The sequence below is a fragment of the Actinomadura chokoriensis genome, from assembly GCF_039529475.1.
Classification (GTDB): Bacteria; Actinomycetota; Actinomycetes; order Streptosporangiales; family Streptosporangiaceae; genus Spirillospora; species Spirillospora bangladeshensis.
In genome coordinates this window covers 209,208-224,539 of record NZ_BAAAMW010000010.1, presented here as the reverse complement: position 1 = coordinate 224,539, position 15,332 = coordinate 209,208, and the positions used below count along the sequence as shown (strand labels likewise).

The 15,332-nt window shown below is 68.1% G+C and carries 9 protein-coding genes and 2 pseudogenes; 9 read left to right on the top strand and 2 right to left on the bottom strand.

Features of this window, described 5'->3' with window-relative positions; translation table 11 throughout:
• The first annotated feature begins 297 nt into the window (after positions 1-297).
• From pstS to ABFX46_RS22790, 9 genes and pseudogenes are all read left to right on the top strand, one after another.
• A complete protein-coding gene (pstS, locus tag ABFX46_RS22830) occupies positions 298-1,398 on the top strand; it encodes a phosphate ABC transporter substrate-binding protein PstS (RefSeq protein ID WP_346044975.1) in 1,101 nt (366 codons plus the stop codon).
• A 109-nt stretch (positions 1,399-1,507) separates the two neighbouring features.
• The gene (pstC, locus tag ABFX46_RS22825; RefSeq protein WP_346044974.1) at positions 1,508-2,485 is read left to right on the top strand and encodes a phosphate ABC transporter permease subunit PstC; all 978 of its coding nucleotides are present in this window, start codon (positions 1,508-1,510) and stop codon (positions 2,483-2,485) included.
• Positions 2,482-3,393, top strand: a complete 912-nt coding sequence (gene pstA, locus ABFX46_RS22820; RefSeq protein ID WP_346044972.1) for a phosphate ABC transporter permease PstA — start codon at positions 2,482-2,484, stop codon at positions 3,391-3,393. The genes pstC and pstA overlap by 4 nt, the downstream gene beginning before the upstream one ends.
• 18 nt (positions 3,394-3,411) lie before the next feature.
• Positions 3,412-4,188 (top strand): phosphate ABC transporter ATP-binding protein PstB, encoded by a 777-nt coding sequence (pstB, locus tag ABFX46_RS22815; protein WP_131943583.1) that lies wholly within the window; start codon positions 3,412-3,414, stop codon positions 4,186-4,188.
• Between the two features lie 906 nt (positions 4,189-5,094).
• The gene (locus ABFX46_RS22810) at positions 5,095-5,895 is read left to right on the top strand and encodes an EfeM/EfeO family lipoprotein (RefSeq protein WP_346044971.1); all 801 of its coding nucleotides are present in this window, start codon (positions 5,095-5,097) and stop codon (positions 5,893-5,895) included.
• A 522-nt stretch (positions 5,896-6,417) separates the two neighbouring features.
• Positions 6,418-7,680, top strand: coding sequence for an iron uptake transporter deferrochelatase/peroxidase subunit (gene efeB, locus ABFX46_RS22805; RefSeq protein ID WP_346044969.1), 1,263 nt, complete (start codon positions 6,418-6,420; stop codon positions 7,678-7,680).
• Positions 7,681-7,694: 14 nt separating this feature from the next.
• Positions 7,695-9,281 (top strand): phospholipase C, encoded by a 1,587-nt coding sequence (locus ABFX46_RS22800; protein ID WP_346044967.1) that lies wholly within the window; start codon positions 7,695-7,697, stop codon positions 9,279-9,281.
• Positions 9,282-10,640: 1,359 nt separating this feature from the next.
• Complete coding sequence (locus ABFX46_RS22795) at positions 10,641-11,909, top strand: HNH endonuclease signature motif containing protein (protein WP_346044966.1); 1,269 nt, start codon at positions 10,641-10,643, stop codon at positions 11,907-11,909.
• A gap of 52 nt (positions 11,910-11,961) precedes the next feature.
• Positions 11,962-12,180 (top strand): annotated as a pseudogene (locus ABFX46_RS22790) (IS256 family transposase); the annotation flags it as partial.
• Between the two features lie 354 nt (positions 12,181-12,534).
• Here the strand turns inward: ABFX46_RS22790 and ABFX46_RS22785 are convergent.
• Positions 12,535-13,440 (bottom strand): alpha/beta fold hydrolase, encoded by a 906-nt coding sequence (locus tag ABFX46_RS22785; protein ID WP_346044965.1) that lies wholly within the window; start codon positions 13,438-13,440, stop codon positions 12,535-12,537.
• A gap of 1,213 nt (positions 13,441-14,653) precedes the next feature.
• Positions 14,654-15,260: pseudogene (locus ABFX46_RS22780) on the bottom strand (transposase).
• Between the last annotated feature and the right edge of the window lie 72 nt (positions 15,261-15,332).

Genomic DNA, 15,332 nt, shown 5'->3' with positions numbered 1-15,332 from the left:
CCACCTGCCCTGTTGCCCGACTCCGCGGCGCGCTGCCCTGGTGCTGGCGTTCTCAAACCCGGTTGAGCCTGTCTCGACCGGGTTTTTGATTGCGTGAGCTGCGCTGTTAACCCGGCGTCCATGGCAAATCGGGGCATTCTTCGTGGTCGTGCACGGCTCCGTTCATCTGCCGTTCACCTGGAGCGGGGCGGCTGGTCACCTCGCCTGCCTAGCGTCGCACTCGACGGCGAACCGACGTCCGGCCGAGACCGCGACGAGGGGACCCGGCCGACGAAACTAAGAGGAGACCCTCCGGTGATGAACGGTTCCCGACTGGCCGCCCTGGGCGGTGTGGTCGTCGCGGGCGCGCTGGCCCTGTCCGCCTGCGGGAGCGACAACAACACGACGGCGAGCTCGAGCAGCGCGCCGGCCGGTGACATCGACTGCGCGAAGGCCAGCGTCAACGCGGCGGGGTCGAGCGCGCAGAAGAACGCGATCGAGGAGTGGACGAAGCTCTACGCGAGCAAGTGCGCGGGCGCCAACCTGAACTACAACCCGAGCGGCTCCGGCGCCGGGATCCAGGCGTTCACCAGCGGGCAGGTCGCGTTCGCCGGCTCGGACTCGGCACTGAAGCCCGAGGAGGCCGCCGCCGCGCAGAAGCGCTGCGAGGGCGGCAGCGCGCTGAACCTGCCGATGGTCGTCGGCCCGGTCGCGGTCGTCTACAACGTGCAGGGCGTGGACGGGCTGAAGCTGTCCCCCGAGAGCATCGCCAAGATCTTCTCCGGCAAGATCACCAAGTGGAACGACCCGGCGATCGCCAAGGAGAACGAGGGCGCCAAGCTCCCGTCGTCCGACATCAAGCCGGTCTACCGCTCGGACGAGTCCGGCACCACCGACAACTTCACGAACTACCTGCACACCGTCGTGCCGGACGTCTGGACGTGGGAGAAGGCCAAGAAGTGGCCGAACTCCACCGGCCAGGGCGCCGCCAAGTCCGACGGCGTCACCAGCCAGGTGAAGAGCACCGCGGGCTCGATCTCCTACGTGGAGATGTCGTACGCGACGAACAACAAGCTGCAGACCGCGCACGTGAAGAACGGCGCCGGCGAGTACACCGAGCTGTCGCCGGAGAGCGCGTCCAAGGCCGTCGCGGGGGCGAAGGTCACCGGCACCGGCAACGACGTCGCGCTGGAGATCGACTACGCGACGAAGGAGCCGGGCGCCTACCCGATCGTCCTCGTGACCTACGAGATCGCCTGCGAGAAGGGGCTGCCGGCCGAGCAGGCCGGGTTCGTCAAGTCCTTCCTCACCTACACCTCCAGCGCGGACGGCCAGAAGATCCTGACCGGCCTCGGGTACGCGCCGCTGCCGCAGAGCGTGCTCACCAAGGTCCAGGCGTCCGTGAAGGCCCTGTCCTAGGCCTCGACCCGAAGGACCTGCCCTGACGGCACGCGACCGCACCTCCAGCCCCGACGCCGGCGACCTCGGCGTCGGGGCCGGAGTGGGTTCGAACAAAGGAGGATCCCCCATGGCCACCGAGACCGGCGTCGGGGCCCACGCGGCCGCCCGGGAGCGCGCCATCGCGCCGATGGGCACCGGACGGGCCGGAGACCGCGTCTTCGCCGGCGCGGCGCGCGGCTCCGGCATCACCGTGCTGGCGATCGTCGCCGCGATCGCCGCGTTCCTCGTGTGGAAGGCGGTCCCGGCCCTCCAGGACAACGAGGCGAACTTCCTGACCAGCGAGACGTGGAACCCGAACGCGACGCCGCCGGAGTTCGGCATCGCCCAGCTCGCGTTCGGCACGGTGATCTCGTCGCTGCTCGCGATGCTCATCGCCACCCCGGTCGCGATCGGGATCGCGCTGTTCATCTCCTTCTACTCGCCGCGTCGGCTGGCGTCCGGGCTCGGCTACGTCGTCGACCTGCTCGCCGCCGTCCCCAGCATCGTGTACGGGCTGTGGGGGCTCGCGTTCCTCTCCCAGCACATGGAGGGGATCAGCGCCTTCCTCAACGGCACGCTCGGCTGGATCCCGCTGTTCGGCGGCGACAGCCCCGGCAAGAACTCGATCTTCACCGCCTCGGTGGTGCTGGCGATCATGATCCTGCCGATCATCTCGTCCATCTCCCGGGAGGTGTTCCTGCAGGTCCCGCGCGCCAACGTGGAGGCGGCGCTGGCGATCGGCGCGACCCGCTGGGAGATGATCCGGATGGCGGTGCTGCCGTACGGGCGGTCCGGCATGATCGGCGCCTCGATGCTCGGCCTCGGCCGCGCGATGGGCGAGACGATCGCCGTCGCGATGGTGCTGACGTTCGTGCCCGGCATCAACTGGCACATCCTGGAGAACGGCGGCGCGACGTTCGCCGCGAACATCGCCAACAGCTTCGCCGAGGCGTCCGTCACCGGGCGCGGCGCGCTGATCGCCTCCGGACTCGTGCTGTTCGTGATCACCCTGGTCGTCAACATGGCCGCCCGCGCGGTCGTCGCGCGCCGGAAGGAGTTCGCGTGACCACCGTTTCCACCGGCACGGGCGCGCCCCGCAAGGGCGGGAGCCTGACCTCGGTGTCGCCCGCCCGCAGGTTCAAGGACCGGCTCGTCCAGGGGCTGGTCTATCTGGCGTTCGCGCTCGCGCTCGTCCCGCTGGTGTCGGTGCTGTGGACGGTCGTCGTCAACGGCGCCAAGCGGCTCGACCCCACGTTCTTCCAGTTCTCGATGAACGCGGTCAGCGGCAGCGACCCCGGCGGCGGCGCCTACCACGCCATCATCGGCACCCTGGAGCAGGTCGCGATCACCACCGCGATCGCCGTCCCGCTGTCCATCCTCACCGCGATCTACCTGGTCGAGTACGCCGGCAACGGGCGGCTCGGCAAGATCATCAGCTTCACCGTGGACGTGATGACGGGCATCCCGTCCATCGTCGCCGGCCTGTTCGTGCTCGCGCTGTGGCTGCTCACCTTCGGGTTCGACTTCTCGGGGTTCGCCGGGGCGCTGTCGCTGACGATCCTGATGATCCCGACCGTGGTGCGCTCTGCGGAGGAGATGCTGAAGCTCGTCCCGAACGACCTGCGCGAGGCGTCCTACGCGCTCGGCGTCCCCCGCTGGCGGACGGTCTGCTTCGTCGTCCTGCCCACCGCGATGACCGGGATGGTGACCGGCGTGATGCTCGCCGTCGCCCGCGTCATGGGCGAGACCGCGCCGCTGCTGCTCACGATCTTCTTCACCAAGGCGATCAACAACGACCCGTTCAACGGACCGCAGGCGTCCCTGCCCACCTTCATCTGGGAGCAGGCCGCCGACCCCAGCCAGCACTCCATCGACCGCGCCTGGACCGGCGCGCTCGTGCTGATCGGGATCATCATGCTGCTCAACCTGGTCGCCCGCCTCGTCGCCCGGCGCACCGCGCCCACGAGCCGCTGACCCTCAGAAAGGACAACCATGGCCAAGCGGATCGACGTCTCCGGGCTGCACGCCTACTACGGCGGCGTCCACGCCATCGAGGACATCTCGATGACCATCGAGCCGCGCTCGGTGACCGCGTTCATCGGGCCGTCGGGCTGCGGCAAGTCGACCTTCCTGCGCACGCTGAACCGGATGCACGAGGTCATCCCGGGCGCCCGCGTCGAGGGCAAGGTCATGCTGGACGACGAGGACCTGTACGACTCGTCCGTCGACCCCGTCGCGGTGCGCCGCGTCGTCGGCATGGTCTTCCAGCGCCCTAACCCGTTCCCCACCATGTCGATCTACGACAACGTCGCCGCCGGGCTCAAGCTGAACGGCGTCCGGCGCAAGTCCCGCCTGGACGAGATCGTCGAGGAGTCCCTGCGCGGCGCCAACCTGTGGAACGAGGTCAAGGACCGCCTGGGCAAGCCCGGCGCCGGCCTCTCCGGCGGCCAGCAGCAGCGCCTCTGCATCGCCCGCGCCATCGCCGTCCAGCCCCAGGTCCTGCTGATGGACGAGCCCTGCTCCGCCCTCGACCCCATCTCCACCCTCGCGATCGAGGACCTGATCGACAAGCTGAAGACCCAGTACACGATCGTGATCGTCACCCACAACATGCAGCAGGCGGCGCGCGTCAGCGACCGCACCGCCTTCTTCAACATCGCCGGCACGGGCAAGCCGGGCAAGCTCATCGAAATCGATGACACCAGCAAGATCTTCGCGAACCCCGAGCAAAAGGCCACCGAGGACTACATCACCGGCCGCTTCGGCTAATCCCACCCGCGCGAACCCTGCCCAGGCCGTCTCTCCGCTGACAAGCGCCTCTGACAACCGTCAGTAAGGCGCCCACGGCCATACCCGAGTTAACGACGCGAGGCGGTCCCACCACCCCTCACCGCCGCATGTAGCAGCAACTGCACCCGCAGCCCAGCCCGCGTTGCGTTGGCAATACACCGCACCGTGCCAGGCTGCTTCTCTGCGTTGCGGCGCTGCGTGCGCTCCGCTGCGCTGCGCCGCCTGAGGGTGCGCTGCGCTGCGCCGCCTGAGGGGTGCGCTGCCCTCCATGCCGGCCCCTGTTTGCAATGTTCCGCACCACACGCCACCGCATTTGCACTGCTTGGGTTGTGCTGCCCTACACCGCGGAACGCACTGCGCTGACGTCATTCTGCGTTGCCCCCATGACGTAAATGTGGTCCTCCATGGTGCCGTCGTTTATGCGGACGCCTTGGTGCAGCGGCGCGCCGACTAACCAGGGGTCGATGAAGAATAACGCTGCGTGTTCTACTCTGCCGTCGGCTTCAAGGGTGACTGGCGACCTGGGCGGTGATCAGGATGACGGGCAGACCTCGCCGCGTCCTGGTGTGCCTGATCACTGCGGCCTCGGCGTTATCGGGGTGCAGTGGGGATTCGGGGCCGGGCGCGGCGACCGTCCAGGTGGGGCGGGCTCATTGCGGGCAAGGCTGGCCCCGGGGGCGTACGGGGTCAGGGACCATCCTCGTCCACAACGGCGACTCCTCAGCGGTCGATGTCACCGTCGTCTCGGGCGGGGCGGTCTTCGCAGAACTGGAGGGCGTGGGGCCGGGAACGACCCGTCCGCTGCATCTGAGCCTCGCGGCCAGAACGTACAGAGTCACCTGTCGGCCAGAGGACGCCTCGCCGATCACGGGGCCGGCCATCGCCGTGACCGGCGCGGCCGGGGGAGTACCCGGCATCCGACCGATCACGCGCAACGACTTGTATCCGGCCTTGCGCGCCTACCGTGCTTACGTTTCTCACGGACTCGGCACCCTGGAGGAGAGCACGAACGAGCTGCGCGACGCCGTCCGGTCGGGCGACCTGGACGCGGCACGCGCGGCATGGCTACCCGCACATCTCGCCTACGAGCGGCTCGGCGCCGCCTACGGAACGTTCGGCGACTTCGCCGACAAGATCGATGGTCGCCCGGCGGGACTGCCGAAGGGCGTCCACGATGCCGATTTCACCGGGTTTCACCGGGTCGAGTACGGATTGTGGCACGGGGAGTCGGCGGAGTCCCTGCGCGCCCCCGCCGGCCGCCTCGCCGCTGACGTCAAGTCTCTGCGGGACGACTTCCCGCGCGAACAGATCGACCCCGGTGACCTCGGGTTACGCGCACACGAGATCCTTGAGAACACGCTCCAGTTCGAGTTGACGGGCAAGGCCGACCAGGGCAGCGGGACGATGCTCGCCACCGCCGCCGCCAACGTCGATGGGACCCGTGCCGTCCTCCGCCCGCTGCGTCCGCTGCTCAAGGACCGGATGGACCTGGCCGAGATCGACACCTGGCTAGGCCGCACGGCGCAGTTGCTGCGGACTCGACATCGGCACGGCGCGTGGACGCCGTTGGACCGGCTGAGCACCGCGGAACGCGAACGCATGAACGGCACCGTCGGCGAACTCGTCGAGCGTCTGTCATCGGTCGCGACGATCGCCGCGGTCAGAACAAGACCATCAACTCCATGAGCACTGGCGTTGGCAGGGCGGCTGAGCGCGGAGAGCACCTCACCGGCAGGGAACGGAAACTCGTCGCGCGGGACGGAGGTCGTCCGAGCCGGGACACGCCCTTGGGTGGCCCGGGGTTACCACGCGGCCAACACCGTCGGGTGCGGGACAGGTGCTGTCAAGGCCCGAAGGCTCCTGCCTGGGGGACGGCGTCGAGTGCAGGCCGAGGTCGCCGATGGGCCAGGCGTCGGGTGCCGTAAGAAGAGGGAGGTTGTCGTCTGGAGCGAATATCGGCGCGAGCTGGCGAAGGCCCTCGAGTGCGGGGCAGACGTCGGGCGTGAAGAGCGGACGCCAAGTGCGGGGCGGACGCCAAGTGTCGGGTGGACGCTAACTGTGGGGCGTATGCCAAGTGTGGGGCGTATGCCAAGTGTGGGGCGGACGTCGAGTGCGGGGCGGACGTCGAGCGCGGGGGGACTTCGAGACGGAGTGGACGTCGGTACGGGCCGTTTGTTTGTCGGGGTGAGTTCCTAGTGGGGGTGGGGTGTGGGGGTGGAAGGTGTGAGTCGACCGGGGCGTCGTGCGTTTCTGCGTGGGGCTGCGGTTGCCGGCGTCGCGGGGGCGGTCGTCCGGGGCGGGCCGGGCGGGGGCGCGACGGCATCCGGGACGGCTTCGCCGGTCTCACCAGACTCACCAGCCTCACCGGGCTCGTCGATCGGGTTCCACGGCGTCCACCAGGCGGGGATCCTGGACGAGCCGCAGCCTCGCGCGATCATCGTGGCGTTCGACGTGATCGCTGAGCGGCGCGCTGAGCTTGTCTCCCTGTTGCGGACGCTGACCGAACGTGCCCGTGCGCTGACCAGCGGAGGCGCGCCGCCCCCGGTGGGAATCGCCGGGCCGCCGCCCGACTCCGGGATCCTCGGCCCGGACGCACCGGCGGGCCGTCTCACGGTGACCGTGGGCGTCGGCGCGTCCCTCTTCGACGACCGGTTCGGCCTGGCGTCGCGGCGCCCCGCGCGCTTGGCGGCGATGCCGATGTTCCCTAACGATGACCTCGATCCCGCCTGGTGCCATGGCGATCTGCTGTTGCAGTTCGCCGCGCCCGACGAGGACACCGTCCTGCACGCACTGCGCGACGTCTGCCGGTACACGCGCGGCGCGATGCAGATCCGCTGGCGGATGAACGGCTTCGTCAGCCGGCCGCGCCCGTCCGGGACGCCTCGGAACCTCATGGGCTTCAAGGACGGCATCGCCAACCCCCACGTCGGGCATGGCGGGGACATGGCCCGCCTCGTCTGGGCCGCGCGGGACGGGTCCGAGCCCGGCTGGACGGCGGGCGGAACGTACCAGGTCGTCCGGCTCATCCGGATGCTCGTGGAGTTCTGGGACCGAGTCGGTCTCGCCGAGCAGGAGCGGATCTTCGGCCGCAGCCGCGAGACCGGCGCGCCGCTCGACGGCACCCGTGAGCGGGACGTTCCGCGCTACGCCATGGATCCGATCGGCGACGTCATACCGTTGACGAGCCATATCCGGCGGGCGAATCCGCGCGTCCGCGAGACCGAGGACAGCCGCGTGCTGCGCCGTTCCTGGAACTACGACCGTGGTGTGGACGAGGTCGGCAACCTCGACATGGGCCTGCTCTTCACATGTTTCCAACAGGACCCGCGCCGCCAGTTCGAGGCCGTCCAGCGGCGGCTGCTGGACGAGCCGCTCACCGACTACATATCTCCGTTCGGCGGTGGCTATTTCTTCACACTTCCGGGTGTCGTTGATGCCTCGGACCACTTTGCCAGGGCTCTACTCGCGTAGTAGAGGGGGAGAACATGCGAAAGTTCGCAGCATCGGCCATGTCCGTGGTGGTCATCGGGGTATTGACGGCTGCCTGCGCTTCCGGGACGGCCGACCGGGTCGCGCCTGCCTCACTTGGGGCTTCGCCGCGGACGCCGATCGAGCATCTGGTGGTCATCTACGGGGAGAACGTCTCGTTCGACCACTACTTCGGTACATATCCGAAGGCTGCCAATACCGATGGGACGCCCTTCCACGCCGCCGCACACACCCCGGGTGTCAATGGTCTGACGAAGAGGCTCCTGAACGACAACCCGAACCGGTACAACCCGAAGCGCCTTGGCCCGTCCCAGGCCCTCACCTGCGACCAGAACCACGGGTACGGCGCCGAGCAGAAAGCCGTCAATGGCGGCCGCATGGACAAGTTCGTCGAGTTCACCGAGCGCGGCAGGTGCACCGGAGAACCCATCCTCTTCGGCGAGCCCGGTCTGGTCATGGACTACTTCGACGGCAACACCGTCACCGCCATGTGGAACTACGCGCAACACTACGCGATGAGCGACAACTCCTGGGACTCGGTGTTCGGGCCGTCCACTCCCGGTGCACTCAACCTGGTATCGGGGCAGACCTATGGCGCCTACGCGGTCGATCCTCGAACCCATGACAAGGTCGCAGATCCGTCTGTGGTGGCGTCGCCGGACTCCAAAGGCATAGGGACCGTCATCACCGACCCCGATCCGGCGTTCGATGACTGCTCCGATAATGGTCACGCGTCCGACAACAATCTCGCGGTGATGACCGGCCGTAACATAGGCGACCTTCTCAACGCGAAAAGCGTTACTTGGGGATGGTTTCAGGGCGGATTCCGCCCAACGGCCGCCAAGGATGGCTACAGGGTTTGCGGTTCGTCCCATGCCAATATCGGGCAGAATCAGGTCATCGACTACAGTCCGCACCACGAGCCGTTCCAGTACTACGAGTCGACGGCTAACGAAAAACACCTGCCGCCGTCATCGGTGTCCGCTATCGGCCGTACTGACCAGGCGAACCATCAGTATGATCTGGAAGACTTCGGCGCTGCTCTGGCGGCGCACAATATGCCCGCCGTGTCGTTCCTCAAGGCTCCGGCCTACCAGGATGCCCATGCCGGTTACTCCGACCCGCTGGACGAGCAGCGATTCGTCGCGTCCACTGTCAATATGATTCAGAAGTCGCCGGAGTGGGAGTCCACGGCGGTCATCCTCGCCTACGATGACTCGGATGGCTGGTACGACCACGTCCGACCTCATATTACTAATGGTTCGAACGATGCATCCGAAGACCAGCCTGCATGCCGCCGTGTCGAGGTGTCCGGTGGACGCGATGATCGTTGTGGGCCTAGCCAGCGCCTCCCGCTGTTGGTGATCTCGCCCTACGCGAAGGTGAACTACGTAGACCACCATCCGGTGGAACAGGCGTCCATCCTGCGCTTCATCGAGGACAACTGGCGCACCGGTCGCATCGGGCGCTCCTCCTTCGACCGCCGAGCGGGAAGCCTGATGCACTTGTTCGACTTTCAGCGGCCGAAGGCTGGACGTCTTCTGCTCGACCCTGCTACTGGCGCTGTAACCGCCCGCCGCTGAGAGCGGACCGAAAGGCCGGGAAGTGTGGACCTGGCGAATGCAGCAGCCGACGGCAGTACGGCCTGTTAGTTGCTGCTGCCAGGCTCACCCCTTGTTGCCAGTTGGCCAGCGGGCGGGAAGGTGAATCGAGCATGAACAAGCGTTATTCGTGATGCCGTGGAATTGTGGTGGGGGCGGCGCTGCGTACGGGGCCGCCCCTCCAAAGTCAAGGGCGCCTTCGGCGTCGCTTCGCGATGGCCTTCGGCCACCCTTGACTTCGGAGCCTCTGCGGCCCCTGAGTGCAGCTTTCGTCGGGCAGGCTCCGCCTGCCCTCTGCCCGACGCGCCGCCCCCACCCCTCCAAGACCCACCACACACCCACCAGCCCCCGGGATCAGCCCTCCCGCTGACCACGCACCCAACGACCCAACAAACTGCCCCACCACCCCCAAAAAAGAGGGGAACCGTCCGACCAAACACTCGACGGGCCAGCGCAACAGGGCAACCGAGGGACGGGCCGACCGCACCCCTGTGACAAAGGCGCATTCCGGGGCCAAGCAGTTCCCCGGCGGGCGGTGCCCAAGAGTCCCCGACCACCCCTGGACCAGCCGCCCGACGCAGCCAACCACCCGACTGAACGCTCGACCGGCCAGCGCAGCAAGGCAACAAGGATGCGGCGACCGCACCCTATGGCGAAGGCGAAACCTGGGGCCTGGGGCCCGGCAGCTCCCCGGCGGGCGGTGCCCAAGAGTCCCCGACCACCCCTGGACCAGCCGCCCGACACAGTCAGCCGCTCGACACAGCCAGCTGCCCGACACTGTCAGCCGTCCGAGCGCGTGTCCCACTGAGCGCTTGAGAGCCACTGGCAGTCCGTCCCGCCGAGTGCCCGTCCCTGCGAGCGCCCGTACCTCCGAGTGGGCGTCCCTGCGAGTGCCCGTCGCGCTGAGCGCGCCTCCCACTGAGCGCCCGTCCCTGCGAGTGCCCGAGAGCCCTGACAGTCCGTCCCACTGAGCGCCCGTCCCACTGAGCGCCCGTCCCACTGAGCGCCCGTCCCAGCGAGCGCATGGCCGTGCCAGCGAGCGCCCGAACCGCCGACAGCCGATCCCACCGACAGCCCGAGCGGCTCGCGGCTCGAGCGACTGTCGGCTCGAACCGCCAGACGGTACGGCAGGGCAAACAACGGACGGGCCGGCCGCCGCACTGGAACCAAAGGCGAGCCCCGACACGCAGCCCCCGAGGCATCCGGCAGGCGGTGCCGGAATTTCCCGAAATGCCATTCCTGAGAGCATTTGCTGCACTTTCGGTGCACGGCGAGAAGACGGCAAAAGATTCGAACCGGTATTCGATGCAATGGTGGGTCGGGGCGGGTAAAATGGGGGTCATGGAAGTGGCCGGGATCGACGTTGCTGAGGCGTCCACCACCGAATTGGTGGACGCCGCTTCGGTGATCGCGGCTGAACTCGCCCGCCGGTCCCCGCCCGAGTCCGCGGCGGCGTGCATGGAACTGGCCGAGGCCCTCGCCGCGGCGGGTGACCTGCAGGAGGCGGCGCTGGCGGGGCTGGTCGAGGTGGTGGACCGGGGCCGGGAAGTGCAGCGCTGGGGGTTCCCCTCCACCCGCGCCTGGCTGCGGTCCCGGCTGGGCATGCGCGAAGCGCGCGCGAAGGAGCGCCTCACCCTGGCGCGGCAGCACCGCCGCCTCACCGAGGTGGCCGGGCGGTGGGCCGCCGGGGAGCTGTCCACCGGGTACGCCGCCACCATCGCCGACGCCGCCGCACGCCTGGACGACACCGACTGCGCCGCCGCTCAAGAGATCCTGCTGGGGTTGGTCGAGCAGGGGTGCTCGGCGGGGAAGGTCGCCTCCTTCGGCCGCCGCATCCGCGACATCATCGCCGAACGCGACGGCACCGGCACGCCCCCACACGACGCCCGCCACGGCTACGAGCAGTCCTGGATCGACTCCAGCCGCTCCCTGGACGGCGGCCGCTACATCCGCGGCTGGCTGAACGCCGAAGACACCGCCATCTGGGACGGCACCCTGGCCCCGCTCGCCAAACCCGCCGGCACCGACGACCACCGCGACCAGGCCGAACGCACCGCCGCAGCGTTGAGCAGCGTCCTGTCGGGCGGGCACAAGGCCACCAAAGTCACCGTCATCTGCGACCTGGACACCCTCACCGGCGGCACCACACCCGCCCGCCTCACCGACGGAACACCCATCCCCGCCGCCCACGCCCGCCGCATCGCCCTGGCCGCCGGAGTCTCACCCCTCCTGCTCGGGCGCGGGAACCTGCCCCTCTACCTCGGCCACCGCGTCCGGTTCGCCAGCCCCGCCCAACGCCAAGTCCTGGAAACCCTCTACCCCACCTGTGCCGTCCACGGCTGCGAAATCCCCGGCACCCTGTGCGAAGTCGACCACGTCCACGGCTGGGCCCTGGGCCACAGCCCCACCGACATCGACCAACTCACCCTCACCTGCGGCTGGCACAACCGCTACAAACACACCAACCCACGCCACATCCACATCACCCGAGAACACAACGGCAACCGCTACACCTACCGCCTCCACCCACCCGGGACCGACGACCTCACCACCAGAGCAACATGGAACACCGCTGCCAGTCGGCCGCCCCCGACATCTCAGGCCGCCTAGTCTCCGCGCCGCGCCATGACGCCCAAATGCCCGCAGCTCGCAGGGCCGCACGGCCCGCGGGCACTTCCCCACCGATGAGGCGGTGGTCAAGCTGCTCTGGCTGGCCATCGTCAACATCGAGGACAAACGCGCCCGCGAACGCGCCGCCAGAGCCGCCCAGAACGGCGCCCGCACCGGCTACCCCGCCCGCCTCATCGAAGGCCAGAAAACCTACGGGTGGAGCGAAGCCCTCAACGAACTCGCCGACGCCTACCCAGGCCGCATCCAGTAAAGACAACCAGACCCACCACAAGATCATCTTTACACACTTCGAGTTACAAGCTCGCAGTTCGCAGGGCCGCACGGCCCTGCGAGCTGGGCGGTCTGAGCCCGTGTCGCATGCCCACAAGCAGGGGTCCATCCGTCTGCTGCTGGCCGGATGGACGTGCTGCGGTCCATTGAGCTGTTGCTCGTGGTCCGGGTGTCTCTCAAGGGCAGAATGATCTTGGTGGTCAGTCCGTCTCGTTGCCCGAGGCGGACGCTGCTTGGTCTGGGCTGGCATTGTGTGCTCGGGCGGAAACGTCGACCGCGCCCGAGACCGTGGGTGGCACGGTCGGGCGCGGTGCGACGGGCTGGTAGGCGGCGGTCACTTGGCGTTCGTGGCCTGAGTGGTGACGCGCTGGATGGCTTGGACGGCGATTTCGGGCTGGTCGGCGTAGATGTAGTGCTCGCTGTTCTTGGCCGTGCTCAGCTTGCTCTGGCTGGACACCGCGAGCCACTTGCGCTGGCCGGCGGCCCATGTCCGCTCCAAGGCCGGTCCGTACTCGGGGACGGCCGCGAGGTACTGCTTCCCGTGCTGGATCACCTCCACAGGGATGCTCCCGGCGGAACGGACCTCCCCATCGGGGATGATGAGCTTCTCCGGGTTCTGCCCCTCCGTCACCGCGAGGCTCTGCGCGCGCAACTGGGTGGCCTGGCCGGTCGCGGACTGGGGGATCGCGTTCTTCATGTCGGCGACCGAGGTCGGCGAGGTGGCGTCCATCAGGACCAGTCCCTTGACCCGGTCCCCGTGGTCGGGTGCGTACCTGGCGGCGATCATCCCGCCCAGCGAGTGCCCGGCCAGGACGACCGGACCGTCGTCGGCGACGCTGTCCAGCACAGTGGTCAGGACCTTCCCGGTGTCGGACAAGGTCTGCGGGCCGCCCGGCTTGCTGCTCTTGCCTTCGCCGAGCCGGTCGTAGGAGCAGACCCGGTTCTTCTCGCTCAGGGTCTTCTGGATGGCGGCCATCTGGTCCAGCCCGTCGCCGAGCCCGGGAAGCAGGACGATGACAGGCTTCTTCTTCGCCAGATCACCCGAGCAGGACACATTCACCGACTGACCCCCGACCTTGATCTTCTGCACGCCGGTGAAGTCGGCGGCGGACTTCCTGGGCGACGGGGAGTCGAACGGGAATGCATCCGTGTCCGAGATATCGTCGCAGCCGGTGAGCCCCGCCCCGACCACGGCGCAGCAGATCGCGACGACAGTGGTCTTCTTGATGTTGCGGATCATCGTTTCCTCCGGCGAAAGAATTGGTTCTCGAAATTTTTTTGGGTGAGTGCTGTGCTCACGTTGAGAACGCTATTTATTCACCGCTGCTGAAAGCATCACCGCGCGGTGGACAGTCACAGGTAGCTCGGACAGGGGACGAGCGCGTGCAACATCACGACACCCGCCACATGCGCGACGAGCATCGTGCGATCACTGAGAAGCCCCGATGCGGTGTTACGGACCATCTCGGGCGGGAACGTTTGAAGCGACATGGAGCCAGGCTCTGGTGACGGTGAGCTGCCCGAGGGGGAGATCCGACGCCGAGGCCTGTTTCATCGGGCAGAAGTAGATGGTCAGCTGGCAAGCCGGCTGTGCGTTGCCGCTGGCGACTAACGCCGTTGAGCGTGGGCCAGACGACCCGGTATGTGGCGGCTGGCCACGTGCCTAAATGATGGCGCTTGATAGAGGTGATCAAGCCTGGCACCCGTTGCGTCCCATGGCGAGGCTCAGGCGGGGTGGTTCTGAATCTCAGACGCGGACGGACGTCCCGGGGCGTCCGTTAGTCCATGCCGCAGCCGGCTTGGACCTTCTTCGTCCACCTGGCGTGGTGTTGCGAGACTTATCGTGTCCGAAGGCGAATGCGGTGTCCGGTGAATGGATAAAAGGATCAGCGGAGACCCGTAGGCGGCGCTAACCAGACAGGCCAGTGGTGGAGGTTAGAGCCGCTGGCGTGTCTGGTGAGGGCGGGCACCGGCAGTCGGTGGACGGTTTGTCTTGCGGTTTCCAGCGCGCTGGGATCTGGATGCTGGACTGGGCGAAGCTGGGGTCTGCACCGACACCATCGGGTTGATCGGCTGGAGCGTATCGGTGGACGACCATCAAATGAGCCCCGCCAGTACGCCGCCGACTGCGTCCCATGACACCGAACAGGCCAAGCGACTGAGGGACGAGCCGCTCTCGATCACGGGCTGGGGGCCCGAGCGGTAGCCGGACCACCAAGGGCCACCTGACCTGCGAACAGGGCTGGAAACCGAAGTCGGCAGTTCGTCCGATGATCGGGCGGGCCCGGGTTGGCCGCCAGGCGTGGGCCGGCGCATACCTGTTCGGATCGGGCGTTGGCTGACAAGCGCGCTGGCAACGTGCATGAGCGAAACGCGCCCTGCGATCTAAAGGCTGTCCCGTAATGGAGGCGTGGGACCGGGCGTGCCGCGGTGACGTGCCGCCCCAAGCCGGATCAGCCGGGGGTCGCCAGGTTGTGCATGAGGGCGATGCCGCGGGTGGCGTGGTGGACGCCGTCGCGTTTGCGGCGGCAGTTGCGCAGGATGTTCCACCACTTCATGTGCGCGAAGGCGTGCTCGATGCGGGCACGCACCCGTTTGTGGACGGTGTTGAGCTCGTGCTGCCAGGCAGCCAGTTCGCCGCCGTCGCGGGGCCGCCGGTAGGGCATGATGACCTGCCGGTTTCCCTGGTAGCCGCCGTCGGCCATCACGTACGCACCCCTGCATGCCCGGTCCGGCGCAGGAGTCGCGGAAGGCGGTGCAGTCGTTGTGATTGCCCGGGACCGGACGTCCGACCGCGACCACCAGCCGGGTGTCGGCGTCGATGACGACTTGCATGTTCACCGAGTACCGGTGGTTCTTGGACGAGGCGGTGACCGTCCGGTCGTGGACCGGGACGCGTGTGCCGTCCACGATCAGCACTGTGTCCGGGCTGTGCCGGCGGGTGACCGGGGCCAGTGCGAGCAGCGGCGCCCAGCGGTCCACGACGCGGTGCGCGGCGGACTTGGACACCCCGAACAGCAGTGCGACCTGCCGCAGCGTCAGGTTGGTGCGGTAGTACACCGCGATCAGCAGCACCCGGTCGGCCGGCGGCAGGCTCCAGCGCCGCCCAGTCCCGGCCTGCTCACCGCCCCG

What these genes read in the sequence shown, in the direction of transcription:
- pstS (WP_346044975.1), top strand. Translation starts at nt 298, where the DNA reads ATGAACGGTTCCCGACTGGCCGCCCTGGGCGGTGTGGTCGTCGCGGGC.
- pstC (WP_346044974.1), top strand. Translation starts at nt 1,508, where the DNA reads ATGGCCACCGAGACCGGCGTCGGGGCCCACGCGGCCGCCCGGGAGCGC.
- pstB (WP_131943583.1), top strand. Translation starts at nt 3,412, where the DNA reads ATGGCCAAGCGGATCGACGTCTCCGGGCTGCACGCCTACTACGGCGGC.
- ABFX46_RS22800 (WP_346044967.1), top strand. Translation starts at nt 7,695, where the DNA reads ATGCGAAAGTTCGCAGCATCGGCCATGTCCGTGGTGGTCATCGGGGTA.
- ABFX46_RS22795 (WP_346044966.1), top strand. Translation starts at nt 10,641, where the DNA reads ATGGAAGTGGCCGGGATCGACGTTGCTGAGGCGTCCACCACCGAATTG.
- ABFX46_RS22785 (WP_346044965.1), bottom strand. Translation starts at nt 13,440, where the DNA reads ATGATCCGCAACATCAAGAAGACCACTGTCGTCGCGATCTGCTGCGCC.